At 57.1% G+C, this 25,496-nt stretch carries 28 protein-coding genes; 20 read left to right on the top strand and 8 right to left on the bottom strand.

Annotation, left to right across the window (positions count from 1 at the left end; genetic code table 11):
- Nucleotides 1-13: 13 nt before the first annotated feature.
- From pstA to V7665_RS03655, 4 genes are all read right to left on the bottom strand, one after another.
- A complete protein-coding gene (gene pstA / locus V7665_RS03670) occupies nucleotides 14-1,276 on the bottom strand; it encodes a phosphate ABC transporter permease PstA (protein WP_335663177.1) in 1,263 nt (420 codons plus the stop codon).
- On the bottom strand, nucleotides 1,269-2,654 hold the full coding sequence (pstC, locus tag V7665_RS03665; RefSeq protein ID WP_335663176.1) for a phosphate ABC transporter permease subunit PstC: 1,386 nt from the start codon (nucleotides 2,652-2,654) through the stop codon (nucleotides 1,269-1,271). Before pstC ends, pstA begins: the two co-directional genes overlap by 8 nt.
- Nucleotides 2,655-2,713: 59 nt before the next feature.
- The gene (locus V7665_RS03660) at nucleotides 2,714-3,757 is read right to left on the bottom strand and encodes a substrate-binding domain-containing protein (protein WP_335663175.1); all 1,044 of its coding nucleotides are present in this window, start codon (nucleotides 3,755-3,757) and stop codon (nucleotides 2,714-2,716) included.
- Nucleotides 3,758-3,939: 182 nt separating this feature from the next.
- Nucleotides 3,940-5,211, bottom strand: a complete 1,272-nt coding sequence (locus V7665_RS03655) for a sensor histidine kinase (RefSeq protein ID WP_335663174.1) — start codon at nucleotides 5,209-5,211, stop codon at nucleotides 3,940-3,942.
- 237 nt (nucleotides 5,212-5,448) lie between these two features.
- Between V7665_RS03655 and V7665_RS03650 the strand changes: the two genes are divergently transcribed.
- The 13 genes from V7665_RS03650 to V7665_RS03590 all read left to right on the top strand — a co-directional run bounded on the left by V7665_RS03650 (nucleotide 5,449) and on the right by V7665_RS03590 (nucleotide 15,595).
- The gene (locus V7665_RS03650; RefSeq protein WP_335663190.1) at nucleotides 5,449-5,865 is read left to right on the top strand and encodes a hypothetical protein; all 417 of its coding nucleotides are present in this window, start codon (nucleotides 5,449-5,451) and stop codon (nucleotides 5,863-5,865) included.
- 72 nt (nucleotides 5,866-5,937) lie between these two features.
- On the top strand, nucleotides 5,938-6,222 hold the full coding sequence (locus V7665_RS03645; protein ID WP_335663173.1) for an HPr-rel-A system PqqD family peptide chaperone: 285 nt from the start codon (nucleotides 5,938-5,940) through the stop codon (nucleotides 6,220-6,222).
- A gap of 8 nt (nucleotides 6,223-6,230) precedes the next feature.
- Entirely contained in the window at nucleotides 6,231-7,091 is an 861-nt protein-coding gene (locus V7665_RS03640; protein WP_335663172.1) for an HprK-related kinase A, read from the top strand.
- Nucleotides 7,091-8,122: a nucleotidyltransferase domain-containing protein gene (locus tag V7665_RS03635; protein WP_335663189.1), complete on the top strand. Its 1,032-nt coding sequence runs from the start codon at nucleotides 7,091-7,093 to the stop codon at nucleotides 8,120-8,122. The genes V7665_RS03640 and V7665_RS03635 overlap by 1 nt, the downstream gene beginning before the upstream one ends.
- 112 nt (nucleotides 8,123-8,234) lie before the next feature.
- Nucleotides 8,235-9,593 carry a bifunctional UDP-N-acetylglucosamine diphosphorylase/glucosamine-1-phosphate N-acetyltransferase GlmU gene (gene glmU, locus V7665_RS03630; protein WP_335663171.1) on the top strand — a complete coding sequence of 453 codons (1,359 nt, stop codon included), beginning with the start codon at nucleotides 8,235-8,237 and terminating at the stop codon, nucleotides 9,591-9,593.
- Nucleotides 9,590-10,237 (top strand): hypothetical protein, encoded by a 648-nt coding sequence (locus V7665_RS03625; RefSeq protein ID WP_335663170.1) that lies wholly within the window; start codon nucleotides 9,590-9,592, stop codon nucleotides 10,235-10,237. Before glmU ends, V7665_RS03625 begins: the two co-directional genes overlap by 4 nt.
- Nucleotides 10,238-10,385: 148 nt before the next feature.
- Complete coding sequence (locus V7665_RS03620) at nucleotides 10,386-10,751, top strand: ribbon-helix-helix protein, CopG family (protein WP_335663169.1); 366 nt, start codon at nucleotides 10,386-10,388, stop codon at nucleotides 10,749-10,751.
- A complete protein-coding gene (locus V7665_RS03615; RefSeq protein ID WP_335663168.1) occupies nucleotides 10,748-11,128 on the top strand; it encodes a type II toxin-antitoxin system VapC family toxin in 381 nt (126 codons plus the stop codon). Before V7665_RS03620 ends, V7665_RS03615 begins: the two co-directional genes overlap by 4 nt.
- Nucleotides 11,129-11,146: 18 nt before the next feature.
- A complete protein-coding gene (gene glmS / locus V7665_RS03610) occupies nucleotides 11,147-12,970 on the top strand; it encodes a glutamine--fructose-6-phosphate transaminase (isomerizing) (RefSeq protein ID WP_335663167.1) in 1,824 nt (607 codons plus the stop codon).
- Nucleotides 12,971-12,972: 2 nt separating this feature from the next.
- Complete coding sequence (locus V7665_RS03605; RefSeq protein WP_335663166.1) at nucleotides 12,973-13,413, top strand: OsmC family protein; 441 nt, start codon at nucleotides 12,973-12,975, stop codon at nucleotides 13,411-13,413.
- 93 nt (nucleotides 13,414-13,506) lie between these two features.
- Nucleotides 13,507-14,676, top strand: coding sequence for a DUF2157 domain-containing protein (locus tag V7665_RS03600; RefSeq protein WP_335663165.1), 1,170 nt, complete (start codon nucleotides 13,507-13,509; stop codon nucleotides 14,674-14,676).
- Nucleotides 14,673-15,224 carry a GDYXXLXY domain-containing protein gene (locus V7665_RS03595; protein ID WP_335663164.1) on the top strand — a complete coding sequence of 184 codons (552 nt, stop codon included), beginning with the start codon at nucleotides 14,673-14,675 and terminating at the stop codon, nucleotides 15,222-15,224. The genes V7665_RS03600 and V7665_RS03595 overlap by 4 nt, the downstream gene beginning before the upstream one ends.
- Nucleotides 15,221-15,595, top strand: coding sequence for a GFA family protein (locus V7665_RS03590; protein ID WP_335663163.1), 375 nt, complete (start codon nucleotides 15,221-15,223; stop codon nucleotides 15,593-15,595). Before V7665_RS03595 ends, V7665_RS03590 begins: the two co-directional genes overlap by 4 nt.
- Nucleotides 15,596-15,690: 95 nt before the next feature.
- Here V7665_RS03590 and katG read toward each other — a convergent pair whose 3' ends face one another.
- Nucleotides 15,691-17,880: a catalase/peroxidase HPI gene (katG, locus tag V7665_RS03585; protein ID WP_335663162.1), complete on the bottom strand. Its 2,190-nt coding sequence runs from the start codon at nucleotides 17,878-17,880 to the stop codon at nucleotides 15,691-15,693.
- Between the two features lie 271 nt (nucleotides 17,881-18,151).
- Here katG and V7665_RS03580 point away from each other — a divergent pair, with 271 nt between their 5' ends.
- From V7665_RS03580 to queE, 6 genes are all read left to right on the top strand, one after another.
- Nucleotides 18,152-19,336 (top strand): aspartate aminotransferase family protein, encoded by a 1,185-nt coding sequence (locus V7665_RS03580; RefSeq protein WP_335663161.1) that lies wholly within the window; start codon nucleotides 18,152-18,154, stop codon nucleotides 19,334-19,336.
- Entirely contained in the window at nucleotides 19,333-20,259 is a 927-nt protein-coding gene (argF, locus tag V7665_RS03575; protein WP_335663160.1) for an ornithine carbamoyltransferase, read from the top strand. The genes V7665_RS03580 and argF overlap by 4 nt, the downstream gene beginning before the upstream one ends.
- A gap of 8 nt (nucleotides 20,260-20,267) precedes the next feature.
- Nucleotides 20,268-21,161, top strand: coding sequence for an Hsp33 family molecular chaperone HslO (hslO, locus tag V7665_RS03570; RefSeq protein WP_335663159.1), 894 nt, complete (start codon nucleotides 20,268-20,270; stop codon nucleotides 21,159-21,161).
- Between the two features lie 145 nt (nucleotides 21,162-21,306).
- Entirely contained in the window at nucleotides 21,307-21,714 is a 408-nt protein-coding gene (locus V7665_RS03565; protein ID WP_335663158.1) for a DUF3617 domain-containing protein, read from the top strand.
- A 57-nt stretch (nucleotides 21,715-21,771) separates the two neighbouring features.
- Nucleotides 21,772-22,458: a 7-cyano-7-deazaguanine synthase QueC gene (gene queC / locus V7665_RS03560; protein WP_335663157.1), complete on the top strand. Its 687-nt coding sequence runs from the start codon at nucleotides 21,772-21,774 to the stop codon at nucleotides 22,456-22,458.
- Nucleotides 22,455-23,099, top strand: coding sequence for a 7-carboxy-7-deazaguanine synthase (queE, locus tag V7665_RS03555; protein ID WP_335663156.1), 645 nt, complete (start codon nucleotides 22,455-22,457; stop codon nucleotides 23,097-23,099). Before queC ends, queE begins: the two co-directional genes overlap by 4 nt.
- Nucleotides 23,100-23,103: 4 nt before the next feature.
- On the opposite strand, the gene V7665_RS03550 is transcribed toward queE, so the two are convergent.
- Nucleotides 23,104-23,376 carry a hypothetical protein gene (locus tag V7665_RS03550; protein ID WP_335663155.1) on the bottom strand — a complete coding sequence of 91 codons (273 nt, stop codon included), beginning with the start codon at nucleotides 23,374-23,376 and terminating at the stop codon, nucleotides 23,104-23,106.
- Between the two features lie 50 nt (nucleotides 23,377-23,426).
- Nucleotides 23,427-24,077, bottom strand: a complete 651-nt coding sequence (gene lipB / locus V7665_RS03545; protein WP_335663154.1) for a lipoyl(octanoyl) transferase LipB — start codon at nucleotides 24,075-24,077, stop codon at nucleotides 23,427-23,429.
- Nucleotides 24,078-24,149: 72 nt separating this feature from the next.
- On the opposite strand from lipB, the gene V7665_RS03540 reads away from it, so the two are divergent.
- Nucleotides 24,150-24,902 (top strand): hypothetical protein, encoded by a 753-nt coding sequence (locus V7665_RS03540; protein WP_335663153.1) that lies wholly within the window; start codon nucleotides 24,150-24,152, stop codon nucleotides 24,900-24,902.
- On the opposite strand, the gene V7665_RS03535 is transcribed toward V7665_RS03540, so the two are convergent.
- Nucleotides 24,895-25,494: a GNAT family N-acetyltransferase gene (locus V7665_RS03535; RefSeq protein ID WP_335663152.1), complete on the bottom strand. Its 600-nt coding sequence runs from the start codon at nucleotides 25,492-25,494 to the stop codon at nucleotides 24,895-24,897. The two genes, V7665_RS03540 and V7665_RS03535, sit on opposite strands and share 8 nt — an antisense overlap.
- Between the last annotated feature and the right edge of the window lie 2 nt (nucleotides 25,495-25,496).

The raw sequence follows: 25,496 nt of genomic DNA, 5'->3' as shown, positions 1-25,496 counted from the left end.
TTCATCCGGGCACCTACCAGCGGGTTTCAAAGCGATTGCGCAGATAGATAGCCAGTGCGTTCATGGTCAGGAGGAACAATAATAAAACAATGATTGCCGCTGATGTTTTCTCGACAAAACCGCGATCGACTTCGTCGGACCACAGGAATATCTGGACCGGCAATACCGTCGCCGGGTCGGTAATACCGCTGGGCGGCGTGGCAATGAATGCCCGCATGCCGATCATCAGCAGGGGAGCAGTCTCGCCCAGCGCCCGTGCCATGCCGATAATGGTTCCGGTCAATATGCCGGGAAGCGCGAGCGGCAAAACATGGTGGAACACCACTTGCAGCGGGCTTGCACCAATGCCAAGCGCCGCTTCGCGGATCGAAGGTGGCACCGATTTTACCGCGTTGCGACCCGTAATGACAATCACCGGCATGGTCATCAGGGCCAGCGTCAGGCCGCCGACCAGCGCGCCGGATCGCGGCATGCCGAAAAAGTTCAGGAAGACCGCCAGACCCAGCAGACCGAAGATAATCGACGGTACTGCGGCCAGATTGTTGATCGAGACCTCGATCAGGTCGGTTAACCGGTTTTTCGGCGCATATTCCTCAAGGTAGAGCGCCGCCAACACGCCGACGGGAAAGGCCAGCAGCAAGGTCACGATCATGGTGATCAGCGAGCCTTTGAACGCCCCCCAGATCCCCACTTGCATCGGGTCCGTGGCGTCTGAATTGCTTAGAAAATTCCAGTTGAATCCAGTTGAGAATTTATCGCCCAATTCCCGGACTTTCTGTTCGGATTCGGGATTGCCCTCGTCCTTGTAGGCGACGTCTATATCCGAAGTGACCGGCAGATATACGGTTGCTTTCTGTTCGACAATGTCGGGGTTGTTCAGGATCTTTGCGTTGACCGCTGTCCAGCCGCCGGGCGAGAACAAGTTGGTGCCTTTCGGGCCATATTGGATTTCGATGCTGCTATCGACGATTTCGCGCAGTCCCATGGTCTGCAAATTGGCATTTGCATTGGGTCCTTGAAATTGACTGGGCGAAGCGCCGCCGGTGACGGCAGGAAAATCTATCTCGACGGGCAATTCCGTCTGCGTGAAGCCGAGGAATCCATTGCCCACCATCACCACCAGCAAAAAGGCCAGAAAACTCGCTGACAGCATGACCGCAGCCATGCCCAAAGCCTTGAATCGGCGTTCGGCCGCATAGCGACGCGCAATGCGCTGCTGCATTTCTTTTCCCTGCCAGTCGGTCGGGCGGCGCTTGGTTTCGGTGAGACTATTCATATGCTTCCCGATATTTTTTGACGACGCGCAAAGCGATGAGGTTGAGCAGCAAGGTCACGATGAACAGGACAAGGCCCAGGGCAAATGCAGCCAGAGTCTTGGGGCTGTCAAACTCCTGATCACCGGTGAGCAGCTGCACGATCTGCGTGGTGACGGTCGTGACACTTGAGAAAGGATTGGCTGTCATATTGGCTGCGAGACCGGCAGCCATCACGACGATCATGGTTTCGCCAATCGCCCGGCTGACGGCCAGCAAGACACCGCCAACGACGCCCGGCAGAGCGGCGGGGATGAGAACCTTCTTGATGGTCTCGCTATGCGTTGCACCCATCGCCAGCGAACCGTCGCGCATCGCGCTGGGCACGGCGGCAATACTGTCATCGGCCATCGAAGAGACGAAGGGAATGATCATGATGCCCATCACCACGCCGGCCGCCAGAGCGGACTCGGAAGAGGCGCCCGAAATGCCGATCGAGACAGCAAAATCGCGGAGCGCGGGAGCCACGGTCAAGGCAGCGAAATAGCCGTAGACAACGGTTGGCACGCCAGCGAGCACCTCCAATATCGGTTTCATCCAGGCCCGCAATCTTGCCGGCGCATATTGGGTCAGATAGATGGCGCTCATCAGTCCAAGCGGGATCGCCACGATCATTGCGATAATCGCTCCGATAAACACCGTGCCCCAGAAAAGCGGAATCGCGCCAAATCCGGTTTCGCCTCTCGGACCAGCCACCGCCCTCGGGTTCCATTCGGTGCCGAACAGAAAGTCGATCGGCGATACCATGGAAAAAAACCGGGCGGTTTCAAAAACCAGCGACAGGAAAATACCAACGGTGGTGACGATTGCGATCAGCGACGCGAGCAACAGGACGACCATCGTCACCCGCTCGATCTTTGTGCGAGCTCTCAGATCGGGCTTGATCTGAAGCCAGGCATAGACGCCGCAAGCGAAGACCATCAGCAGAGCTGCGATAGCTCCGATCATCTGGTAATAAGAGATTGCATCGCGATAGGGTTCGACCATCGACTGGGATAGCGGATTAAACGCGTTGACCTGATTGCCATAAGCAATGGCGCGCGCTTCCGATAGAATCGCTGCCCGGGCAAAAGAATCTAGCGGCAATTGCGCGGCAGCGGGGCTGGTCAGCGCGGCATCGGTTATCAGCGCCGGACTGACGAAGCTCCAGACAGCCATGAAAATCGCGGCAGGAACAATCGCCCATAAAGCAACATACCAGCCATGATAATTGGGCAGGGAATGCAGCGCTGAACGGGAGCTTTTGCCGTTTGCTTTCAGTCCGGACGCCTTCAGGCGGCCAAAAAACCAGGCGAACAGACCCAGGCCAATGATGAGAAAAAGGAGCGTCGCACTTGTCACAATATCTGGTTCCGCCCTTGTATCAAAATCATCTGCAAAATACGCCTGTTAAGACGCGTTTATTTAAGTTCGCTAATCGCAAGCGGTGTCATGTTGCGAACCACTTCCGTCATTTTTTCTCGTACATCGTCTGGCGACGCAATCAATCCCGCTTTTACCAGATAACCGTCCCGCGTCCCGGCGTTGATGAATTCCAGCATGAAATCCTTCAGTCCGGGTATCACGCCGACATGCTGATTTTTTACGTAAACATAGAGCGGCCGAGCGCCAGGATATTCTCCCGATGCAATGGCTTCATAAGTCGGGTTGACGCCTGAAACCGAAATGCCGCGAACGCTGTCGAGATTCTCTTCGAGAAAACTATAGCCAAAAATGCCCACGCTATTGGGATTGGCTTTCAGCTTCTGGACGATCAGATTGTCATTTTCACCCGCGTCGATATAGGCACCATCCGCTCTCACTTCATGGCAAACCGCATCAAATGCCGCTTTGTCGCTTTCCTTCAGTGCCTTGGTCGCCGGATCGGTGATACAGCCCACTTCCATGATCAGTTCGGTGAGCGCATCGCGCGTGCCGGAAGTTGACGGTGGTCCATAAACGCTGATCGCAAAATTCGGCAGCGATGGATCGATATCCGACCATTTTTTTGCGGTATTTTCTTTTCCGAACGGGCGGTCCGCAATGGCTTTGTACATCTGGACCGGGGTGAGCGAAAAGGACTCGCCATTGTTCGCCTGGGCTATGGCAATTCCGTCGATGCCGATTTGTACTTCTACGATTTCGGTAACACCATTGCTCTGGCACAATTCGAATTCAGACGCTTTGATCCGCCGGGAAGCATTGACGATATCGGGGCTATCCGCGCCAACGCCAGCGCAGAAAAGGCTCATGCCGCCGCCGGTTCCGGTCGACTCCAATATCGGAGACGGATTGGCTCCGTTGATGCTGAATTGCTCGGCTACTGCCTTGGCAAAGGGAAAAACGGTTGAAGACCCGACAATCCGGATTTCGCTTCGGGTGCCGCCTTGGCCGCCGGAAGCCTGATCCTGACAGGCGGACACCGCAAGAGCGGCGGTCGCCAGGAAAGCGAGTTTTCTTAACATGAATAAATCCCTAGTTCGTCTGCGTTCGGTCGATGGCGAATAGCGCCAGTGGCCGGATTCACAGGCTTGTTCGGGAGGCTTCTAGGGAGGTGCAATGTCCTGATCATTACAGTTATGTTACAAATATGTGACAGCGGGGCAGGGCGCGCTTTTCCAGAAAAATATTCAACGGAATGATCGATTCATTTGGCATCATTTCGGACATCATTGCGTTTGGGCAGCTTGTTCGCGATTGGCAGCAAAACGGAAACGGTTGTGCCGCGGCCCACTTCGCTGTTGATTTCCATCCGTCCACCGTGCCGCTCGGAAATATGTTTGACGATCGCCAGTCCCAGACCGGTCCCACCAATGGATTTGCTGCGCCCTTTGTCGACTCGATAAAAGCGCTCGGTGAGCCTGGGAATATGTTCGGGAGCAATGCCATCCCCCTCATCGCTAATCGCCAGACACAACATCGTTCCGGCTTTGTTGGGTGCGAGATTTATCGTGACCGGCGTTCCCTTTTTCCCATATTTGAAGGCATTGCTGAGCAGATTGTTCACGACCTGGGCCAGTTGCGCCCGATCGCCGTGAATCATCGGTATATCGGTCGGCAGATGAACCTGGATGTCCTTCGCCTTTTTGCCTCGACTGTTGATATAGAAATCGCGCGCTTCTTCGACCAGTTCGCTCAGATCAATCTCATCGGAAGGCAGTTCGAATTTTTCTGCCTCGATCCGCGAAAGTGACATCAGATCTTCGATCAGTCGCTGCATGCGGTCGGCTTCATTATACATGATTGTCAGGAAACGTGCGCGTGTCTCATCATCCTTGCCGGCCTTCGGGTCTTGGAGTGTTTCCAGAAATCCTTTGATCGCGGCCAGCGGCGTGCGCAGTTCGTGGCTGGCGTTGGCGACAAAATCCGTGCGCATTCTTTCGGCCGCGTAGCGGCTGCTGCGATCCGAGAGCTGGACCAGTTTTAGACCGTCTTGCAGGGTATGAATCCGCAATTCCCACCTTTGATTGGTGCTGCCGACGCCAACCAACAGGATCGGCTCTCCTGTGTGCTTCGCGTCGGGGTTAGCGAGCCGGTCAGCGGCGGCGGGATGACGAATCGCAATGCGCACATCCTCGCCGACGATATGATCCCCGAGAACTTTGGCCGCCGCCGGATTCGCCGCTGCAACCTTGGCGTTGCGGACCAGCAATATAGGATCGGTAATCGGGTCGATAATATCCTGATAGGCTTCCGACCGGCCTTGATACAGGATCCGCTTGCGTTGTCGTTCCAGCGTCGCCGGGTCCGGCAAGGGCGGGGCAGGCCGGTCCTGCAATACCGTGAACAATGCGATCGCCCCGGAGGCGATAACGACAATCAACTGTTGCCCGGATTGCGGCAATTGGCCAGCCAAAATGGCGCCGCCGACGATGAATGCCAGGGCAACAAGCAAACGAAAGGGGGAAACCGAAGTCATCTGGTCGATTCTGACATTTTCATATCGTCCATTTAGGCGGTGCTGTGCAGGATCGGCAATGGGAATGTTTCGTGCCCCAAATCTGGCTGTGCCGATATATAGATGATGTTAATGAATTGCGTGTCTATGTCCCGATTGTAGACGCGGTTTGAGGCGATGGACTGTTTACTCGCTTTTTACCCGATTTCTGCTTATGTGCGGATATCTGAAGCAACAGAAACCATGGATAGAAATGCGATGAAAGAGGACCTTCCATCCGAACCGTCAGTCAATACTGACCAGAAGAACGGAATCGTAACCCGTCGGCGTGCCTTGATGATGGGTGCGATCACGGCTTCTGCGGTGGTCAGTATCAAGCCCGCATTGGCCCAAACCGCAGGTTCGGTGCTCAATTGTGAAATTCCAGTCCCCGGCAACCATGCTGCGGGCGGTTATATTGCTGCCGATGGTAGGGTGGTTACAGCTGACACACCGGGCGCTTTTCCGGCAGCGGGACGCAATTTCACCGGTGAAGAAGTGCTCCAGGCGATGAACGGACGGACATTGCCGGGCACCTCCTATGACCAGTCGCAGGCCTATGTAAATTATATCCGCAGGCTGCAAGCCGGACAGAGTGGATTTACCTGCTATGCCTCGCTGCAAATGCCGCGCTGACATAACCGACCAATTTTAACATTTGCCTGCTATCAATCCGGGATGTCGTACCAGAATCGCAGGTAATCCATCATGAGCCAAAAATATCAAGCTGCGGCGAAAGATGATCTGATCTGGCATGATCTGGACAGCATGATGCTGTTATTTCACCGGCCATCCGGGATCACCCACATGCTGGCCGATCCCGCGCCTGCGATCATCGAGGTGATGGAAGACGCTCCGCTTACCGCTGCTGAAATCGCATCACGATTGACGGTTTTATTCGACGTCGAAGCAGGCACCGATGCGGAAGACATCATTCTTGCCCGTCTCGAAGAGCTTTCCGCGCTGGGGCTGGTAACGCGGGTCTCTGGCTGATGGGGGAGATGCATCAGATCCTGCTCAAAATCGGGCCTGCCGCCTTCCGGATCGCTTCGGCATGGCGACGGCCGCTGGAACAATTGGAAGCACTTTATCAGGATTATCCGGCACCGCCCGGCGGAAGCGTCGATTTCACGGTTCGTCTGGAACCCGAAAAGCCCTGGCGCCGCTATATTTGCCCGTCGGTGCATATTGGCGGTGATTTCTGGTTGCCCGATGCGGCACCGTTGCCGCTCAGTCAGGGGTTGCTGGCTGCAGAAATGGGGATGAACCTGCAAATGGCGCTGGGCTGGCGGCGGCATTTATTGCTCCATGCCAGCAGCGTTGAAAAAGACGGAAAAGCGCTGATCATGACCGGCCTGTCCGGTTCGGGAAAATCGACATTGTCTGCCATGCTGGCCGAGAGAGGCTGGCGCTTCATGGGTGACGAATTTGCTCTATTATGCCTCGAATCCGGACAAATCGTACCATTTCCGCGCCTAATCAGTCTAAAAAACGACGCAATTGGTGCAATGCAGAACGTTGTTGCGGAAAACCGCTTTGGTCCGGAGATGAAGGCCACGCCCAAGGGCGATATCCGTCATCTTGTCCCGCCTAAAGACGCGATTGCCCGGATGGACGAGTCCGCGAAACCGGCGCTGCTGCTATTCCCCCGCTTTGGTCATTCACCGATATTGCGGGACATGGGACTTTCGGAAATATTCGTTCGGCTGACTCAGGCTTCGACCAATTATGTCGCGCTGGGCGAGCCTGGATTTCATGCGCTGACCCGGTTCGTCGACCAGATCCCGACCAAGGCAATGGATTATCAATCGGTTGAACAGGCGGAAGAACTGATCGACAGCCTGTGGAGCCAATTGCCATGATGCGCGATGCGCGCGCCCTGGTCCGTGCCCTGCGGGAACCGGCAAGCGTCAAGGCGCTCGACAGCGGCCAGTGGACAGAATTGATCAGCATCGCCCGGGCGGAATCTCTGATCGGTTCGCTTGCCCATCGGCTCAAGGAAGTGGCTGTGCCCGATCGCGTTCGCGCGGTTCTGCAGGATGCCATCGAGGCGCATGATCTGGCGCGGCAGCAGGCCTTGTGGGAAGCCGATTGTGCCCGACGAGCGCTCGCCGATTATCCCGGAAAGATCGTCCTGATGAAGGGCACCGCCTATGTTGCGGCAGACCTCGACGCTGGCGTGGGCCGCAGCATCGGTGATCTCGATATCATGGTGGAGCGGGAAGATTTGCCGTTCGTCGAAGCCGCCTTGCTCGATGCCGGGTGGCAGTGGGTCAAGCCCGATCCCTATGATGACCAATATTATCGCGATCATATGCACGAACTGCCACCGCTGATTCACCGCGAACGCGACCGGATGATTGATGTGCATCATACGACCCTGCCGCTGACCGCGCGCCGGACCCCCGATGCCCAAGCGATGTTGGACAGTGCTATTGGTCTGGACAATGGGCTCCATGTCATGGCCCCGACCGATATGGTCTTGCATTCCATCGCCCATTTGTTCGCCGATGGCGATCTGGCTGGCGGATTACGAAACCTGTGGGATATCAACTTGCTGGTTCGGCAATTTTCCCAAGCGGACGAGGAATTCTGGATGGAATTGAATGTCCGTGCAAAAACCCATGACCTGGTCAAGGAGATGGCGAGAGCCTTGCGTCTGGCGGCGCGCCTGTACGACACACCAGTCTACAGCTTCTCTGCTGGTCAAACCAAATTTGCCGACTATCTCTACGTCCGCCGCCTGCTGGCGCGCGACGGCTATGGCCGGGAAACCCGAAAGCTGACCCGCTTCGCCTTTTACGTCCGTTCCCACTGGCTCAGGATGCCGCCGGCGATGCTGGCCCGGCATTTGTGGACCAAGTGGGGCAAAGGTGGAAAACCATCGAATTGAACCCGCCATGAGGCAAATAAACAGGCTGGCTTAAGCCCGCTTTGCATGGCATTAGCCGCTGCAAATGGCTGTGATAAGGCCGCTAATGACCAACTTGCTCCGGAGTAACCCGATGACAGATCGTCCGCTAGCCGCAATCATCCTCGCCGCCGGACAGGGCACGCGGATGAAATCGGAGATGCACAAGGTGCTGCACCCGATCGCCGGCAAGCCGATGCTCCACCATCTGCTCGATACCGTCGATTCCATTGGCGTCGAGCGCACCGTCATAGTCGTTGGCGCGCGCCGCGAGCAGATTGAGGCGAGTGTCGCAGGCCGCAATGTCGCAATAGCGGTGCAGGAAGATCAATTGGGCACGGGCCATGCGGTGGCGCAGGCGCATGACGCGCTCAAGGGCTTCGCCGGTGATGTGCTGATCCTCTACGGCGATGTGCCGATGGTCAGCGCCGACACGATGCGCGACATGATCTTCCGGCTGAACAATGGCTCCGATCCGCGGGCCGTCGTGCTCGGCTTCCGGCCCGATGACGCGGGCGCCTATGGCCGGATCATCGCCGACGATCAGGGCGAAATCGAGAAAATGGTCGAGTTTAAGGACGCCAATGATGCGGAGCGCACGGCAAATCTGTGCAACAGCGGCCTGATGGCGGTGCGCTCGACCGACTTGTTCATCCTGCTCGATCAGATCAGCAATGATAATGCGGCGGGTGAATATTATCTGCCGGACATCGTCATGCTGCCGGGTCAGCAAAGCGCCGTGATCGAAGTTGATGATCCCGCCGAGGTCGCCGGGGTGAACAGCCGCGCCGAACTCGCCGCCGTGGAAGGCGAATGGCAGGCCCGCCGGCGCGACAGAGCGATGGCCGATGGGGTCAGCCTGATTGCACCGGAAACGGTGTGGTTCTCGCATGATACGAAGATATCTTCAGATGTTGTGGTAGAGCCAAATGTGATTTTCGGTCCCGGCGTATCTATTGCATCCGGCGCGAAAATATATGGCCATAGCCATATCGAAGGCGCGACCATTGGGCCGAACACCAATGTTGGACCATTTGCCCGGCTGCGCCCCGGTTCGGTAATGGAAGAAGGTTCCAAGGTCGGCAATTTCGTCGAGATGAAGAAAACCACGCTCGGCAAGGGCGCCAAGGCCAATCATCTGACCTATCTTGGTGACGCCGAAGTGGGCGAGGGGGCCAATATCGGTGCGGGTACGATTACCTGCAATTATGACGGCTATTTCAAATATAAAACGGTGATCGGCAAGCGCGCTTTCATTGGTTCAAACAGTGCGCTGGTGGCGCCGGTGACGGTGGGTGACGGCGCGATTGTTGGCGCAGGCGCGACGCTGACCAAGGATGTTGCTGCTGGTGATCTGGCGCTGGTTCGTGCACAGCAGACCGTGAAGGCGGGTTGGGCTGATCGGTTCAACGAGGCCAGTGCCAAAAAGAAATCCAGGGAGAAGAAATCGTGAACCGGACCAAAGTCATAGGATTGGCCTCTGTTATGCCGATCATCTTCAGCATCGCTGCATGCAGCGCTCAGACACCTGTAGACGGGGCAGACGCGCTGGTTGAATCAACCGAGAATGCGGTTGCGGTCGATTCTCCGGCAGCTACGGACGACGCTGGTCAGGATGCTGCCAAAAACACCACGGCAACCGGATGGTGCAGCGCCAGTGAGCCGGTCATATTTTCCTGCCAGCTGAAAAGCCGGAAAACCATATCCGTTTGCGGAAGAGAAGACGGTGCCGGCGCGAAGAGCGCGCAATATCGTTTTGGCATGCTGGGGAAATCGCCCGAACTGGTCTGGCCGGAAGCTGCAGGCAAGGACGCGCTGACCTATGCCAGAGTGCCCTATTCCGGTGGCGGCGAGCAACAGCTCAGCTTCTCGCGCGGTGATGTGACCTATGCCGTCTACAGCCGGATGATCAGAACCAACTTCAAGGCAGATGAGCCGAATTACCCCGAAATGACCGACGGCATAATGGTGCTGAAAGGGAATGAAATGGTCAGCGATCTGGTTTGCGCAGATCCTGATGTTGTCCCGATCGATTATGATCTGGCCGAAGAATATGCCAATCATTCGGATGAAGCCTTTATCATGCCCGGTGAGTAGGGGGTGGTGGAGCTTGTCCTCAGGAAATCGCGCCTTGCAGAGGCGAATAACGACAAGAAATTCGGGTTAGAGTCGGTTTCGAGAAGGATGGTTCACAGCTGTTTTGAATGATTCTTGACATGATATCATGATATGATATCAATATATCATGACCCGTATCCTCGCTGACCTTCCCGAAGACGATGTAAAATGGCTTGACGCGCAGGCGGCGGAGCAGGGCAAGTCGCGGGCGCAATTGCTGCGCGAGGCGGTGAGCGCCTACCGTTCCGAAGCACCGAAAGACTGGCTGGATATTGGTTTCGGCGCGTGGAAGGATCGCACGGATATCGGCGATTCCGTCGAATGGCAGCGGCGCGAGCGGGCCAGCTGGACGCGCCCATGGGACGATGACTATGAAGAGGTGAAGGCTGAATTTCCCGATCTCTTTGATGAAGAGGATGACCGGCAACGGCAAATCTATAGCAATATGCTGGCTGGAAAATATCCCGAGCCGAAGAAGCCTTCAACGCAGTGAGCGGCTTTACCTTCGATTCCAATATCATTATCGATGCATTTGCGGGCTATGAACAGGCGCGCGCGGAAATCAGGCGGGCAACCGAGGGCGGATCACGCCCCTGGGTCAGCCGCATGGTCTGGATTGAAACATTGTCGAAAGGCACCGACGAGCAGCTGCGCAGGGCCTTGATCCTTCTGTCCGGTTTCGGAATCGACGAGATTGACGAAGAAATATCTGAACGCGCTGCCCAGTTGCGCCGCCAGCGACCCCGGCTCAAATCGCCCGATGCCATCATCCTCGCAACCGCTATGACGCGCGGCCGCGTATTGGTAACTCGTAATGTAAAGGATTTTCCGGCCAATATGCCGGGAATCCGCGTACCCTATACACTTTAGAAGAAAGCCCGAAAAGCCATGTGCGGAATTATTGGAATTGTTGGCAAGGAAGCTGTCTCGGATCGTCTCGTCGACGGTTTGAAGCGCATGGAATATCGCGGCTATGACAGCGCCGGTGTCTGCACCGTGCACGACGGCCAGCTGATCCGCCGCCGGGCGGAGGGCAAGCTTGCCAATCTGGTGCAGGTGCTGAAAAGTGATGATGCCGCGGGCAATATCGGGATTGCGCACACCCGCTGGGCGACCCACGGTGCGCCCACCACCAACAATGCCCATCCCCATGCCACCGGCGAAGTGGCGCTGGTGCACAATGGCATTATCGAGAATTTCAAGAGCCTGCGTCAGCAACTGAGCGCGCGCGGTCGCTCGTTCGAGAGTGAGACCGATTCTGAAGTGGTGGCGCATCTGGTCAGCGAACAGGTTGAAGCGGGAAAATCCCCGGAAGAGGCGGTCAAAGCGGTACTGCCTTTATTGCGCGGTGCCTTTGCCCTGGCCATTGCCTTCCGCGCGCAGCCCGACCTGTTGATCGGCGCGCGGCTCGGATCGCCCTTGGTGGTCGGCTATGGCGATGGCGAGATGTATCTCGGTTCCGACGCCCTGGCGCTGGCACCGCTGACCCAGAAAATTGCCTATCTCGAAGAAGGCGACTGGGTGGTCATCACCCGGGATGGCGCGTCCATCTATGACAAGGACAATATTCTGGTAGAGCGCGAAATCACCACATCCGGCGTATCCGCTGCGACTATCGAAAAGGGCAATTATCGCCATTTCATGCAGAAGGAGATTTTCGAGCAGCCGACCGTGGTCGCGCAAACATTGCAAAGCTATATCCGCTCTCTCGAACAGCAAGTGGCGCTGCCGCAAATGGATTTCGATTTGCGCGATATCAAGCGGATCACCATCGTTGCCTGCGGAACCAGCTATTATGCCGGGATGGTTGCCAAATATTGGTTTGAATCCTTTGCCCGGGTGCCGGTCGATTTGGATTTCGCTTCGGAATTTCGCTATCGCGATCCGGTTTACGAACCAGGCGGTCTGGCGTTGTTTATTTCCCAATCCGGCGAAACCGCCGATACGCTGGCGGCGCTGCGCCATTCGAAAGAAAATGGCCAGAAGATCGCGGTGGTCGTCAATGTTCCGACCAGCAGCATGGCGCGTGAGGCGGATCTGTTGCTACCCACCCATGCTGGCCCGGAAATCGGCGTCGCCTCGACCAAGGCATTCTCCTGTCAGCTTGCGGTTCTGGCAGCGCTTGCCGCGCATCTCGCTGTGGTGAAGGGCAAGATGACCCGGGACGAGGAACGCGATGTGGTCAGGCATCTGACCGAAGCTCCGGCGGCGCTGAACGCCGCGCTGGCCCATGATGAGGATATTGCCAATATGGCGCATCTCATCGCGCCTGCGCGGGACGTCCTCTATCTGGGGCGTGGTCCGGAATATCCGCTGGCGCTGGAAGGCGCGCTCAAGCTCAAGGAAATCAGCTATATTCATGCCGAAGGCTATGCCTCGGGCGAGATGAAACATGGCCCGATCGCCCTGATCGACGAAGCCGTGCCGGTGATCGTGCTGGCACCATCCGGTCCGTTGTTCGAAAAAACCGTCTCGAATATGCAGGAAGTCATGGCCCGGGGTGGCAAGGTCGTGCTGATCTCCGACGCCGAAGGTATTGCCGAAGCCGGAACAGGCTGCATGGCCACCATCGAAATGCCGAAAGTTCATCCGCTGATCGCACCGCTGGTCTATGCCGTGCCGGTTCAGTTGCTCGCTTATCATGTCGCAGTGATCAAGGGCACCGATGTTGATCAACCCCGCAATCTCGCGAAATCGGTCACGGTGGAATAATCATGGCCACCAATCCCTCTCTCGTGTCGGTCGAGACCGCCAGCGGCAAGTTCCAGCAGACGGTTCGGGTTGGCAAACATGTCTTTCTTGCTGATGAGCCCGAGTCATTGGGCGGCACAGATAGCGGTCCATCGCCTTATGACCTGCTGCTCGCGGCGCTGGGTAGCTGCACGTCGATGACGATGAAAATGTACGCCGACCGCAAGGGCATTCCGCTGGAGGGCGTGTATATCGTGCTCGAACATAGTCGCGAACATGTCGAAGACTGCCGCAGCTGCAACAATGAGGACAACCGGATCGATGTGATCGATCGTTCCATCACCCTGAAAGGCGACCTGACCAAAGAGCAGCGCCAAAAGCTCCTTGGAATCGCGCAGAAATGCCCGGTCCACCGGACATTGGAAAACAGGATTGACATCCATACCACCGAGGTCCGGGATTGATCCGGCAACCGCAGGCAGAAGCTGCTTGTGACAGCTGAACTTGCCTTAGCTTCCAGTCTCGCGTAGCTTTTTTGGTGCAGCAGGGATTAGCGATTGTCTGACAGAAAAGTAAAAATTTGGCTGAATGCGGGTCTGATCGACGCGGACACAGCGCGGCGCATCCGGGAATATGAAGCCGATCGTTCACGGCCTCTGGGGCTCTGGTCGCTGATTGGACTGGGCGCTCTGGCTATCGGCCTGGGCATAGTCTCCCTGGTTGCAGCCAATTGGGACGACATTCCGGGGATGGTCCGCCTCGCGGTTCACGGCTTGTTGATCGCGGGCATTGCCGCAGCAATTTTTCTCCTCCAGCCACGCAAAGGCTTTCTCGGCCTATATTTGAAGGATGTATTGCTGTTCATCCTGGCGGTTCTTGGCGCGACTTTTTTCGGCCATCTCGGCCAGGTCTATCAAACCAGTTCGCCATTATGGCAGCCGTTGGCGACCTGGCTGTTGCTATTTTCGCCGCTGTTGCTGCTGGCGGGCCGGGGCTGGCTGATTTCCCTGCTCTGGATGGTGGGGCTTCTGGGCACCGCTATCGCGCATTTGAGCTGGTATTCTCAACAGATCAGTGAGCCGCCGTCGATCTACATCGCAGTCATCACCAGCGTGCCAATCCTGGCGCTGCTCGTCGCGATTTTCGTGATGAAAATCAGCTCCCGACAGGATTTCTGGAAGCAAGTTGGCCAATTCTCGCTGGCGTCATTTGTTGCCGGCGTGACGCTCAAACTAATAGCAGATGGCTTGACCGAAGGCGGTTTTTCCGGATCAGAAGATAATATCGCTACGGTCGCTGCCATCCAGTTGGGGCTATGGAGCGCTGCTGCGATATTCATCTATGTCTTCAAGCGCTCCGCCTCCGGCATCAGCATGGCCGTGATTCTGATCGCTGCCGCCATCATAAGTTTCGTCAGCAGCATCACACAATCTGCCGAGCCATTGGTCAACGCGATATTGTTCATGGCATTCTGGGCTGCCATTGGCTGGAGCGCGATATATTCCGGACGGAGAAATCTGTTCCAGGCGGTCGTCGCGATCATGGCGCTGCGCCTGATCGTTTTGAGTTTTGAACTGGCATCAGATCTTTTGAGCAGCGGGCTCGGGCTGATATTCGCGGGTGCGATCACCATTGCCATTGCCGTTATCGCCTATCGCATTTCCAAAGCGCTCGCTCCGAGCAAAGCACCGGCTGCCCAGCAGACCAGTGATGGAGGCGACCAATGAACCGCTATCGTCGCTTCTTCCTGCCGCTGGCGTTGCTGCTGCCGCTGGTCGGGCTTGGCCTGATCTGGTTGCTGGCGGAAAGAGAATCGGATCAGGGGACCGAGTGGGATGTGCCGATTGCCGGCTATGACCCGCGGGATTTGCTGCGCGGACATTATGTGCAGTTTCGCTACGACTGGCCCGCCGTTCAGGAGGATGAGGTTCCGGCATGGTCGGTATCGCAGACAAGTCTGTGCATCATCGGAACTGCGCCAGCTATCGAGAGCGTGGAAGTGCAGGACCTGACTGTACCGGATCCATCATCGGCGTCGGTCTGCGATGCAACGGCAAATGCAAATCCGTGGAGCGAAGAAGGCGATGACGGGCTGATCCGCGACCGGATTTACGTGCCGCAGCAAGCCGCTGGCGATTATGAAACAAAGCTGGCCAATGCAAAATTGCAGGGCATTGTTCGCATCCGCATCAACAACAGTGGTTACATCACGCCGCTATCATTGCGCTTTCAGCCGCGGCCTCGGGAAATGGCCGATCCGGGTGAAGCCGAGTGAAGGCCAGGGTCACCGGCGGTTGCCATTGCGGCGCTGTCCGCTTTGAAGCCTCTGTCGAAAATTCCCCGGAAATGCTCGACTGCAATTGCTCGATCTGCGCGCGGACCGGCTTTCTGCATATGTTCGTCCCGCATCAGGAATTCAGCTTGCTGAAGGGCGCAGATGATCTGACCAGCTACAGATTTGGCAGCGGGCAGGCGGATCATCTGTTTTGCCAATATTGCGGCGTCAAAAGCTTCTATCAGCCAAGGTCCCATCCGGATTGCTGGAGCGTGAATTATCACTGCCTTGATGACGGTCACGGGCTGACCCCGACCATCACAAAATTTGACGGCCAGAACTGGGAAGCCGCGAAAGCCGGATCGGCATAGATCATCGATGCTTGCAAGCTGCCACAAAAACGGCCCGCTGAATTTTTCCAGCGGGCCGTTTCTGCGGGTATTCGATTGATTTCAGTCAGCCAATATCAGGCCAGATCAAAGCGGTCGGCGTTCATGACCTTGGTCCAGGCGGCGACAAAGTCGCTGACGAACTTCCGTTCATGGCCGTTCTCGGCATAGACTTCGGCAATGGCACGCAGCTGCGAATTGGAACCGAAGACAAGATCGGACCGCGTTGCCGTCCACTTTTGCTCGCCGGATTGACGATCGCTGCCGATATATTGTTCGTCATTGCTGGTTTCGACGACGTTCCATACTGTCTTCATGTCGAGCAGATTGACGAAATAATCATTGGTCAGCTGGCCGACCCGGTCGGTCAATATGCCATCCCGAATATTCCCGGCATTGGCACCAAGAACGCGCAGGCCACCGACCAGCACCGTCATCTCCGGCGGGCTGAGTTGCATCAGCGACGCCCGGTCGAGCATCAATTCCTCGGTTGGCACCGAATGTTTTGCCGACAGATAGTTGCGGAAGGCATCGGCCTTGGGCTCGAGCGGATCGAAGCTGTCGGCATCGGTCATTTCGTCGGTGGCATCGCCGCGACCGCCAGTGAATGGAACGACGATATCGATGCCGGCATCTTTCGCTGCCTTCTCGACCGCAGCCGTGCCGCCAAGCACGATCATGTCGGCCATCGAGATCGGGCTGTCGCCCTTGATCTCTTCCAGCTTCGTCAGGACTTTCGCCAGTTCTGCCGGATCATTGACCGCCCAGTCTTTCTGCGGGGCAAGCCGGACACGCGCGCCATTGGCGCCGCCCCGGTGATCCGAATGGCGATGGGTCGAGGCCGAGGCCCAGGCTGCTTTCACCAGTTCGGAAACGCTGAGTCCGCTGCCGAGTATTGCCTGCTTCATGTCGGCAATCTCGCTGTCGCTCGGCACATGACCGGCGGGAACCGGATCCTGCCAGATCAGGTCTTCTGCCGGCACTTCCGAACCGAGATAGCGGACCTTCGGCCCCATGTCGCGATGGGTCAGCTTGAACCAGGCGCGGGCAAAGGCATCGGCAAAGGCGTCGGGATTGTCGCGAAAATGTTCCGATATCTTGCGATAGGCAGGATCGACCTTCATCGCCATGTCGGCGGTGGTCATCATCGTTGGAACTTTTTTCGATGGATCGTCCGCCGCAGGGGCCATATCATCCGGTTTCTGGCCGATCGGCTGCCATTGCTGTGCACCAGCCGGGCTGTGCACCAGCTCATATTCATAATCGAGCAGCATGTGGAAATAGTTCATCGTCCACTGGATCGGGGTCGGGGTCCACGCGCCTTCGAGGCCCGAGGTGATAGCATGTCCACCGACACCGCTCTCATATTTGCTGTTCCAGCCAAAGCCTTGCGCTGCAATATCTTCGCCTTCTGGTTCAGGGCCGAGCAGAGCGGCATCGCCGGCGCCGTGGCATTTGCCGAACGTATGGCCGCCAGCGGTAAGCGCGACGGTTTCCTCGTCATTCATCGCCATACGATCGAAGGTTTCGCGAATGTCACGCGCCGAAAGCGCCGGATCGGGATTGCCGCCCGGGCCTTCCGGATTGACGTAGATCAGGCCCATCTGGATCGCTGCCAGCGGATTTTCCAGCGTCTTGTCCTCGGCGATCCGGGTCTCGGCTCCGGTATTGACCCATTTATCCTCGCTGCCCCAATAGATGTCGCGCTGCGGTTCATAGCTGTCATTGCGACCGCCGCCGAAACCGAATGTCGGGCCACCCATCGATTCAATGGCGACATTGCCGGTGAGGATCATCAGGTCGGCCCAGCTGATCTTTTCGCCATATTTCTGCTTGATCGGCCAGAGCAGCCGGCGCGCCTTGTCGAGATTGGCATTGTCCGGCCAGCTGTTGAGCGGGGCGAAACGCTGCTGCCCTTCGCCGGCACCACCGCGGCCGTCAGCGGTGCGATAGGTGCCCGCCGCGTGCCAGGCCATGCGGATGAAGAATGGGCCGTAGTGGCCATAATCGGCGGGCCACCAGGGCTGACTGTCGGTCATCAATGCCGTCAGGTCTTTCTTCAGCGCTGTGTAATCAAGCGACTTGAAAGCTTCGGCATAGTCGAAATCAGGGCCCATCGGATCGGGGGAAATGCCGTTCTGGGTCAATATGTCGAGTTGCAGCTGGTTCGGCCACCAGTCGCGGTTCTGCCTGCCGAGCAGGGCGCGGACGCCGCCGTCAAAACCCAATGGGCAACCTTCGGGGGAATCGGTTGTTTTCATATCCATGTGAACATCTCCTGTGTTGGTGCCGCGTCTCTGTCGCTGGTCACCCATCGCATTACTTACTATAGGCCGATCGGCGCGCTAAACGAATTATCCCTGTCTGTGTGATCAGAACAGTCAATCAGGCCGATCGTTCGCGGCATGACGGATGCTGCACTCTACCACGATTGACCACCTTCATGAAGCGGCATATAAGAGCCGCCTGTTTCGAGAGGCGGCCAGTCGGGTCGCCTTTTCTATTTTGTTTGCGTCCCGTTGTTGGAAGGAAAATAAGATGACGATTACCCCGCTCATGCCCGTATATCCTCGGTGTGGTTTTCGTCCTGTCCGAGGCGAGGGCGCCTGGCTGATTTCCGAAGACGGATCGCGGGCGCTGGATTTCGCCAGCGGCATTGCGGTCAATCTGCTCGGCCACGGCCATCCGCATCTGACCAAGGCGATCCAGGATCAGGCAGCGACGCTGATGCATGTCTCGAATCTCTATGGCAGCCCGCAAGGCGAGAAATTCGCACAACGTCTGGTCGACACGACCTTTGCCGACACTGTGTTCTTCACCAATAGCGGTGCCGAAGCCGTCGAGTGCGCGATCAAGGCGGCTCGTGCCTATCATCAATCGGCAGGCAGCGACCGGTTCGAGATTATCACATTCAAAAACGCCTTTCATGGCCGGACGATGGCAACCATCTCGGCTTCCAATCAGGAAAAAATGCATCACGGCTTTTCGCCGTTGCTTGGCGGATTCAAATATGTCGATTTTGATGATCTCGCAGGGGCTGCTGCCGCCATCACCGACAAAACCGCTGCGTTTCTGGTCGAACCGATTCAGGGTGAAGGCGGCGTCCGTCCCGCCTCGGACGAGTTCATGAAGGGCTTGCGCGATCTGGCCGACAAACATGGCATCTTGCTGGTGCTTGACGAGGTGCAATGCGGCGTCGCGCGCACCGGCGCACTTTATGCCCATGAACTATATGGCGTCACCCCAGACATTGTTGCGACCGCCAAGGGTATCGGCGGCGGCTTCCCCTTGGGTGCCTGTCTGGCGACCGAAGACGCGGCGCGCGGCATGGTGGTTGGAACCCATGGTTCCACCTATGGTGGCAATCCGCTGGCGATGGCCGCTGGCAATGCGGTCTGGGACGTGGTTGCCAATGATGAATTTCTGGAAAATGTCCGGTCGACCGGCGACAAGCTGCGCGCGGCGATCGAACAGTTTATCGGCAATTATCCTGACCTGTTCATTGGCGTGCGCGGCAAGGGCATGATGCTCGGCATCATGATGAAACAGGAAACACGATCCTTTGTCGCTCATCTCCGCGACAATCACGGTCTGCTGACGGTGGCTGCCGGGGACAATACGTTCCGAGTGTTGCCGCCTCTGAATATTGATGACAGCCACATTGCGACGTTTATCGAGAAACTGTCCGCTGGTGCGGCTGATTATGTGGCTCCAGCAGCATGAGCCGGCATTTCCTCAATCTCGCCGATGCCGGCGGCGATGCGGTTGCCGCCATGATATCCGATGCGATTGATCGCAAGGCGGCGCGCGCAGGCTGGCTCAAGGGCAAGCCGGATGCGGACAAGCCTCTGGCCAATCATGCGCTGGCGATGATCTTTGAAAAGAGCAGCACCCGGACCCGGGTGTCGTTCGATATCGCCATCCGTCAGCTTGGCGGTACCAGTATCGTCATGGACAGCGGCTCGATGCAGCTCGGGCGCGGGGAAAGCGTGGCGGATACCGCCAAGGTCCTCTCCCGCATGTGCGACGCGATCATGATCCGGACCGACGATCATGCGAAAATCGAGGATATGGCAGCAAATGCCAGCGTGCCGGTGATCAACGGCCTCACCGACTTGTCGCATCCCTGCCAGATCATTGCCGATCTGCTGACTTTGGTCGAACATGGCAAAGCCTTGCCGGGTCTCGAAATTGCCTGGCTGGGCGATGGCAATAATGTCCTCAACAGCTTTGTCGAAGCCGCCGGCCTGATGAAGTTCAATGTCCGGATCGGTTGCCCGCAAGGCTATGATTCCGACCCGGAGTTCATAAAACAAGCCCGGGCCGCCGGTGCCAATATCTCGATCCACCGCGACGAGAATGAAGCGGTGGCTGGCGCGGATGTCGTTGTCACCGATACCTGGGTGTCGATGGGTCAGGAACATGCGGACGACAAGCTCGCCGCGATGATGCCCTATCAGGTCAATGACGTGATGATGGAGCAGGCCAAGCCGGATGCGCTGTTCCTGCACTGTCTGCCCGCGCATCGGGGCGAGGAAGTCATGCCATCGGTCATCGATGGTCCGCAGTCAGTGGTCTGGGACGAAGCGGAAAACCGGATTCATGCGCAAAAATCGGTGCTTCGCTGGTGTTTTGGTCAGATCTGATGGTGGATATGGCACTGACCGACAACATATTATCCTTTGCGATCCCGGCGAAAAATTGCCGGGGGCGAGTGGTCCGGCTTGGCCCTGTGCTTGACGATATTCTGGCGGCCCATGACTATCCGCCGATGATCCGGGACATATTGGCGGAAGCTGTCTGCCTGACCGCCATGCTGGGCGCTTTGCTCAAGGATGAGGGGTCGCAACTGACATTGCAGGCGCAAACCGAAGCCGGCGTGATCAGCCTGCTCGCCTGTGACTATAAGGACGGCGCTCTGCGCGGTTATGTTGAATTCGATCGCGACCGGCTCGCCGCTCAACCGGTCGAACCCAGCCTGATGGCGCTGTTTGGCAAAGGCTATCTTGCGATTACCTTTGATCTGCCAGAGCCCCGTGGCCGCAATCAGGGCATCGTGCCGCTGGAAGGAGCCAGTCTCGCGGAAGCGGTACAGAATTATTTCTTCCAGTCAGAGCAGATTCCAACGCTGATCCGGGTTGCCGTCGACGAGACCGCCGGGCGGATATCCGCTGGCGGGCTTTTGGTGCAGCATCTTCCCGAAGGGGAAGAAGGCCGCGAACGGCTGCATGTGCAACTGGACCACCCGGAATGGGAACATGTCGAGATCATGGGCGGCAGTGTTCGCGCAGCAGAACTGACCGATATCACGCTGCCGCTGGAGGATATCTTGTGGCGCCTTTTCAGCGAGAGCGACGAAGTGAGGCTTTTGAGCGGTAAACCGTGCGTTAAGGGATGCCGCTGTAATGAAGATCATATCCGGGACGTGATCGCGCGTTTCCCGAAAGAAGATAAGGAAGATATGGTCGACGAATCAGGAAATATTGCAATTGATTGCGCATTTTGCAGCAAGACATTCATGATTACGCGCGCCAGCCTGAACAACTGAGGGCCGCAGCGGATATGGCAATCAGCAAGGATTGTCGAAAACCTCCTATGATTTGCCGCAATTATAGACGAAATAGGCCACAATTCGCATTTATGACAATATTTGCAAGAGATTGACGACGCAAACAACAGAACGGAGAATATCAATGAAAGGCTTGAAACTGATCAAATTCATCAGCGCAACAGCCGCCGTCCTGTCCGGATTTGCGATTGCTGCCCCGGCACAGACACCTGGTTTTGCCTTGCTCGACGGGCTCACGCAGGGGGAGTGGACATTGAAAGAACGGGGTTCTCGCGAACCCGGCCAAAAAATCTGCCTGGGAAATCCCGAATTGCTGCTGCAAATCCAGCATGGCAACGCAAATTGTACCCGCTACGTTATAGAAAATGACCCGAAGAAGCTTCGCGTCAGCTATAAATGCGGAAGTGCCGGCCAGGGCGTTACCGAAATCAAAAAGGAATCCAGCGGTCTGGTGCAGATATTCTCTCAGGGTATCCGCAATAATGCGCCATTTTCCTTCACTGTCGAAGGCCGCCGCACCGGCAGTTGCTAGGCACGATACACGCGCAAAACTTGCACCGCGCGGGTAAGGTCATTAGCGGGACCCATCATGACTTCCGAATCAAAAACAGCGATCATATTATTGTCCGGTGGACTGGACTCGATGGTGTCTGCAGCGCTCGCTGCAGAGCAGGGCTATCGGCTGATTGCGCTGACCATTGACTATAATCAGCGGCACAAGATCGAACTGCAATCGGCGCAGAAAATTGCCGCCAAGCTCGGCGTGGTCGAACATATCACCTTGCCGCTCGATCTCAGCCGCTTTGGCGGATCGGCGCTGACCGCTGATATTGATGTGCCAAAGACCGGGGTTACCGATGATATTCCGGTGACCTATGTGCCCGCCCGCAACCTGATTTTCCTGTCGCTGACTCTCGGACTGGCTGAGGCCAGGGAGGCACGGGATATATTCATCGGTGTGAACGCGCTGGATTATTCCGGCTATCCGGACTGCCGCCCCGAATTTATCGAGGGGTTCGAGCGACTGGCCGATCTGGCCACCAGGGCCGGAGATCAGGGTAGCGGCTTTCACATCCGGACACCGCTTCAATATATGACCAAGGCAGACATAGCCAAGGAAGCAATCCGGCTTGGCCTCGACCCTGCCTGGAGCTGGTCCTGCTATGACCCGACCGCCGATAATCTGCCTTGTGGGCTGTGCGACAGCTGCCGCCTGCGGCAAAAGGGGTTCGAAGAAGCCGGTATAATCGACCCGACGCGATACGCGGCCCCATGAGCTATGCGGTCAAAGAAATATTCCTGACCCTGCAGGGCGAAGGCGTGCATGCCGGGCGCCGGGCGGTGTTTGTCCGCTTCGCCGGTTGCAATCTCTGGTCCGGGCTGGAACGGGATCGCGCCACCGCGATCTGCCAGTTTTGCGACACGGATTTTGTCGGGCTGGACGGAGAGGGGGGCGGGCGTTTCAAGACGGCCAGCGATCTCGCCACGGCTGCGGCCGAGACATGGGGTGACGAGCGCGAATCCCGCTTCGTGGTTCTGACTGGCGGCGAACCGATGCTGCAGGTCGACGAGGCTCTGATCGACGCGCTGCACGCCGAGGGCTTTTTCATCGCCATAGAATCGAACGGCACGCTTGCGGTTCCGCGCACGATTGACTGGATCTGCATCAGCCCGAAGGCGCAAAGCGAGACGGTCCAGCGCTCGGGTGATGAGCTGAAACTGGTCTGGCCGCAGGACGGCAGCGACTGGCAGGAAATGCAGGGCTGGAGCTTCGCCAATCTGTTGCTGCAACCCAAGGACGCGATTGCAGACCCGGCCGCCAGTCAGGCCCATCTTGAACAGGCGATCGCCTTTGTCCAGGCCCATCCAAAATGGCGCCTGTCATTACAGAATCACAAGATTCTCGGCCTGGCCTGATATTTTATTCTGACGGCTTTTCCGAAGAATCAGTTTTCTCCCCGGACGCCGCCTCTGTTTTCTTGTCCGCCGTATCGTCCGTTTCAGCGCCGGTAGCGTCGACTTCCTTGATCGTATCGACATCGACCATGTCGTCGCTGATCGTGCCATCAATGACATCAACATCGTCCATCCGGGTTTCGGTAACGTCACCGGCATCCGGCGCGTCGTTGCCGGAACAGGCAGTAATCGTCAGGGCTACCGCTGCGGCAGCGGCAATTTTCGTCAGTTTGATCATGATCTTGTCCTCTCATCTTCGATGGGTAACTTGGGTTTCATAGCCTGTAATCAGTCGTGATCAATCGCCTTCAGGAAACCGCCAACCGTTTTTTGCAACGCTTCGTCAAACTCCTGAAGCTCTATCGCGATACCCAGTTGGGCCAGGCTGGTCACGGGATATTCGCTGATCCCGCAGGGGATGATCCCGCTGAAATGGCCGAGATCGGGATCAACATTGACCGAGAAGCCGTGCATCGTCACCCATTTGCGAATGCGGATCCCGATTGCGCCAATCTTGGCTTCCTGCCCGTCCGGGGTATCGCACCAGATGCCGACGCGGCCTTCCACCGCCCGCGCTGCGACGCCAAATTCGGCCAGCGCCGCAATCACCCAGTACTCCAGCGCATGGACAAAAGCGCGCACATCCGCGTTGCGTTTCTTCAGGTCGAGAATGATATAGCCAACCCGCTGGCCCGGGCCATGATAGGTATGCCGGCCACCACGGCCCGTATCGTAGACAGGGAAGGCCTGGCTGAGCAGCTCCGCCGGATCGGAGCTGGTTCCGGCGGTATAGAGCGGCGGATGCTCGAGCAGCCAGATCAGCTCGTTCGCGTCCCCCGCGTGAACCGCGGCGTTGCGCTGCTCCATTTCCGCGAGCGCTTCCGGATAATCGACCTTTTCGGACGAAATGCGCCATTCAATGTCATTGGGACCGTTCATAGAAATTTCGTGCACTTTTGCTGGCCGGGTGGCAAGGGCGGGCTATCGAGAAATGGATCCGGGAACGAAAACATGAAGCTCAACTATATGCAATGCTGGAATGGCGCGATGGCCCTGCTCGGCGCGCATAAAGAGGCAATGATTGCCATTGCAGGCGTTTTCCTCTTTCTGCCGACCTTGTTGTTCGCGCAATATGTCGCTCAACCCGTTTTCACCGGCGATGAAGACATGAATGCGCTTGTTGCCATTTATTCGGCCTATTTCAATGATAATGCCATTCCGATCATGGCCTCCAATCTGATCATCAGCTTTGGCGGTCTTGCGATTTATCTTTCCCTTGCCCCGTCGCGCAACAATACCGTCGCCGAAGACCTGGTCGCCGCGCTGAAACTGTTCGTGATCTATCTGATCGCCAATCTGCTGACCGCTTTGGTGACTCTGCCGGGGTTCATCCTGTTCATCATTCCCGGCCTGTATCTGACCGCTCGACTGATATTGGTACCGGCGTTGATCGCCGACCGGGGCGAGCGCAATCCGATGGAATTGCTCAAGCAAAGCTGGTCGTTGACGAAGAATAATGGTTTCTCCATCCTGTTGTTCGCGCTGATCATTGTGGTGGTCGGCACGATTGCCATTGGTGCCATGGAAGCGGTCACCGGCGTCATTGCCGGTCTGGCTACCGGCGGCACCGGCTGGCCATTTGTCGAAAATCTTGTGGCTTCGCTGACCGGGACGCTTTTCCAGCTCGTGCTCAGCGTCGTGATCATGTCCATCTATATCGAGCTGACCGGCAAGAAAGCCGACGTAGGCGAAGTCTTCAACTGAATATAGGCACATGCGGCGCGGCTGACTGGGGCAAATGGCCGGTCAGGCGCGGATCCTTCATCATGCCTGTTTCCTGCTTGAAAATGCGGAAGCCGCAGCGCTGGTAAAAGGGCAGGGCGCGCGGCGAATCCTGTGTGCAGGTATGCAGCCAGACGCGTCTGATCCCGTCTCGCCACGCCTGTTTCAGCGCCTGTTCCATCATCCAGCGGCCCTGGCCCCTGCCATTCTGCTCGGGAACCAGTCCGAAAAAGGCAATTTCGCACTGGCCGGATTGCCGGAAATCCAGTTCGATAAAACCGACCGGCATTGCGCCATCGCGGACGATCGAAATTTCAACCGCCGGATCATCAATTATCGCTTTCAGTTCTGCCTGATCCATCAATAGCCGCGAAATCCACAGCCATGGTTCGCCGACCCTCCGGAACAGCGCGCGATAGTCCTCAGTAGCCGGATTGGGCCAGCTTTCCAGAACAAGGCTGGAATTGGTCTCTGGCAAAGCCGGTTTTTCCAGCATCTCCAGATGAGTCACGATCGTCGCGACATGACCCCTGGGAACATCCTGAAGCTGCTCCGTCACATCATTCGGGTCCATTC

Source organism: Parasphingorhabdus sp. (assembly GCF_036964675.1).
GTDB lineage: Bacteria > Pseudomonadota > Alphaproteobacteria > Sphingomonadales > Sphingomonadaceae > Parasphingorhabdus.
This window is presented reverse-complemented; position numbering and strand designations above follow the sequence as displayed.

Bases quoted from the DNA above. Each gene is read 5' to 3' on its own strand.
- V7665_RS03550 (WP_335663155.1), bottom strand. From the start codon at position 23,376: ATGATCAAACTGACGAAAATTGCCGCTGCCGCAGCGGTAGCCCTGACG.
- V7665_RS03535 (WP_335663152.1), bottom strand. From the start codon at position 25,494: ATGGACCCGAATGATGTGACGGAGCAGCTTCAGGATGTTCCCAGGGGT.
- V7665_RS03640 (WP_335663172.1), top strand. From the start codon at position 6,231: ATGCATCAGATCCTGCTCAAAATCGGGCCTGCCGCCTTCCGGATCGCT.
- V7665_RS03565 (WP_335663158.1), top strand. From the start codon at position 21,307: ATGAAAGGCTTGAAACTGATCAAATTCATCAGCGCAACAGCCGCCGTC.
- pstA (WP_335663177.1), bottom strand. From the start codon at position 1,276: ATGAATAGTCTCACCGAAACCAAGCGCCGCCCGACCGACTGGCAGGGA.
- V7665_RS03650 (WP_335663190.1), top strand. From the start codon at position 5,449: ATGAAAGAGGACCTTCCATCCGAACCGTCAGTCAATACTGACCAGAAG.
- argF (WP_335663160.1), top strand. From the start codon at position 19,333: ATGAGCCGGCATTTCCTCAATCTCGCCGATGCCGGCGGCGATGCGGTT.
- glmS (WP_335663167.1), top strand. From the start codon at position 11,147: ATGTGCGGAATTATTGGAATTGTTGGCAAGGAAGCTGTCTCGGATCGT.
- queE (WP_335663156.1), top strand. From the start codon at position 22,455: ATGAGCTATGCGGTCAAAGAAATATTCCTGACCCTGCAGGGCGAAGGC.
- V7665_RS03580 (WP_335663161.1), top strand. From the start codon at position 18,152: ATGACGATTACCCCGCTCATGCCCGTATATCCTCGGTGTGGTTTTCGT.
- V7665_RS03660 (WP_335663175.1), bottom strand. From the start codon at position 3,757: ATGTTAAGAAAACTCGCTTTCCTGGCGACCGCCGCTCTTGCGGTGTCC.
- V7665_RS03655 (WP_335663174.1), bottom strand. From the start codon at position 5,211: ATGACTTCGGTTTCCCCCTTTCGTTTGCTTGTTGCCCTGGCATTCATC.
- V7665_RS03635 (WP_335663189.1), top strand. From the start codon at position 7,091: ATGCGCGATGCGCGCGCCCTGGTCCGTGCCCTGCGGGAACCGGCAAGC.
- hslO (WP_335663159.1), top strand. From the start codon at position 20,268: ATGGCACTGACCGACAACATATTATCCTTTGCGATCCCGGCGAAAAAT.
- V7665_RS03645 (WP_335663173.1), top strand. From the start codon at position 5,938: ATGAGCCAAAAATATCAAGCTGCGGCGAAAGATGATCTGATCTGGCAT.
- lipB (WP_335663154.1), bottom strand. From the start codon at position 24,077: ATGAACGGTCCCAATGACATTGAATGGCGCATTTCGTCCGAAAAGGTC.
- V7665_RS03620 (WP_335663169.1), top strand. From the start codon at position 10,386: ATGACCCGTATCCTCGCTGACCTTCCCGAAGACGATGTAAAATGGCTT.
- V7665_RS03540 (WP_335663153.1), top strand. From the start codon at position 24,150: ATGAAGCTCAACTATATGCAATGCTGGAATGGCGCGATGGCCCTGCTC.
- V7665_RS03595 (WP_335663164.1), top strand. From the start codon at position 14,673: ATGAACCGCTATCGTCGCTTCTTCCTGCCGCTGGCGTTGCTGCTGCCG.
- glmU (WP_335663171.1), top strand. From the start codon at position 8,235: ATGACAGATCGTCCGCTAGCCGCAATCATCCTCGCCGCCGGACAGGGC.
- V7665_RS03605 (WP_335663166.1), top strand. From the start codon at position 12,973: ATGGCCACCAATCCCTCTCTCGTGTCGGTCGAGACCGCCAGCGGCAAG.
- katG (WP_335663162.1), bottom strand. From the start codon at position 17,880: ATGGATATGAAAACAACCGATTCCCCCGAAGGTTGCCCATTGGGTTTT.
- queC (WP_335663157.1), top strand. From the start codon at position 21,772: ATGACTTCCGAATCAAAAACAGCGATCATATTATTGTCCGGTGGACTG.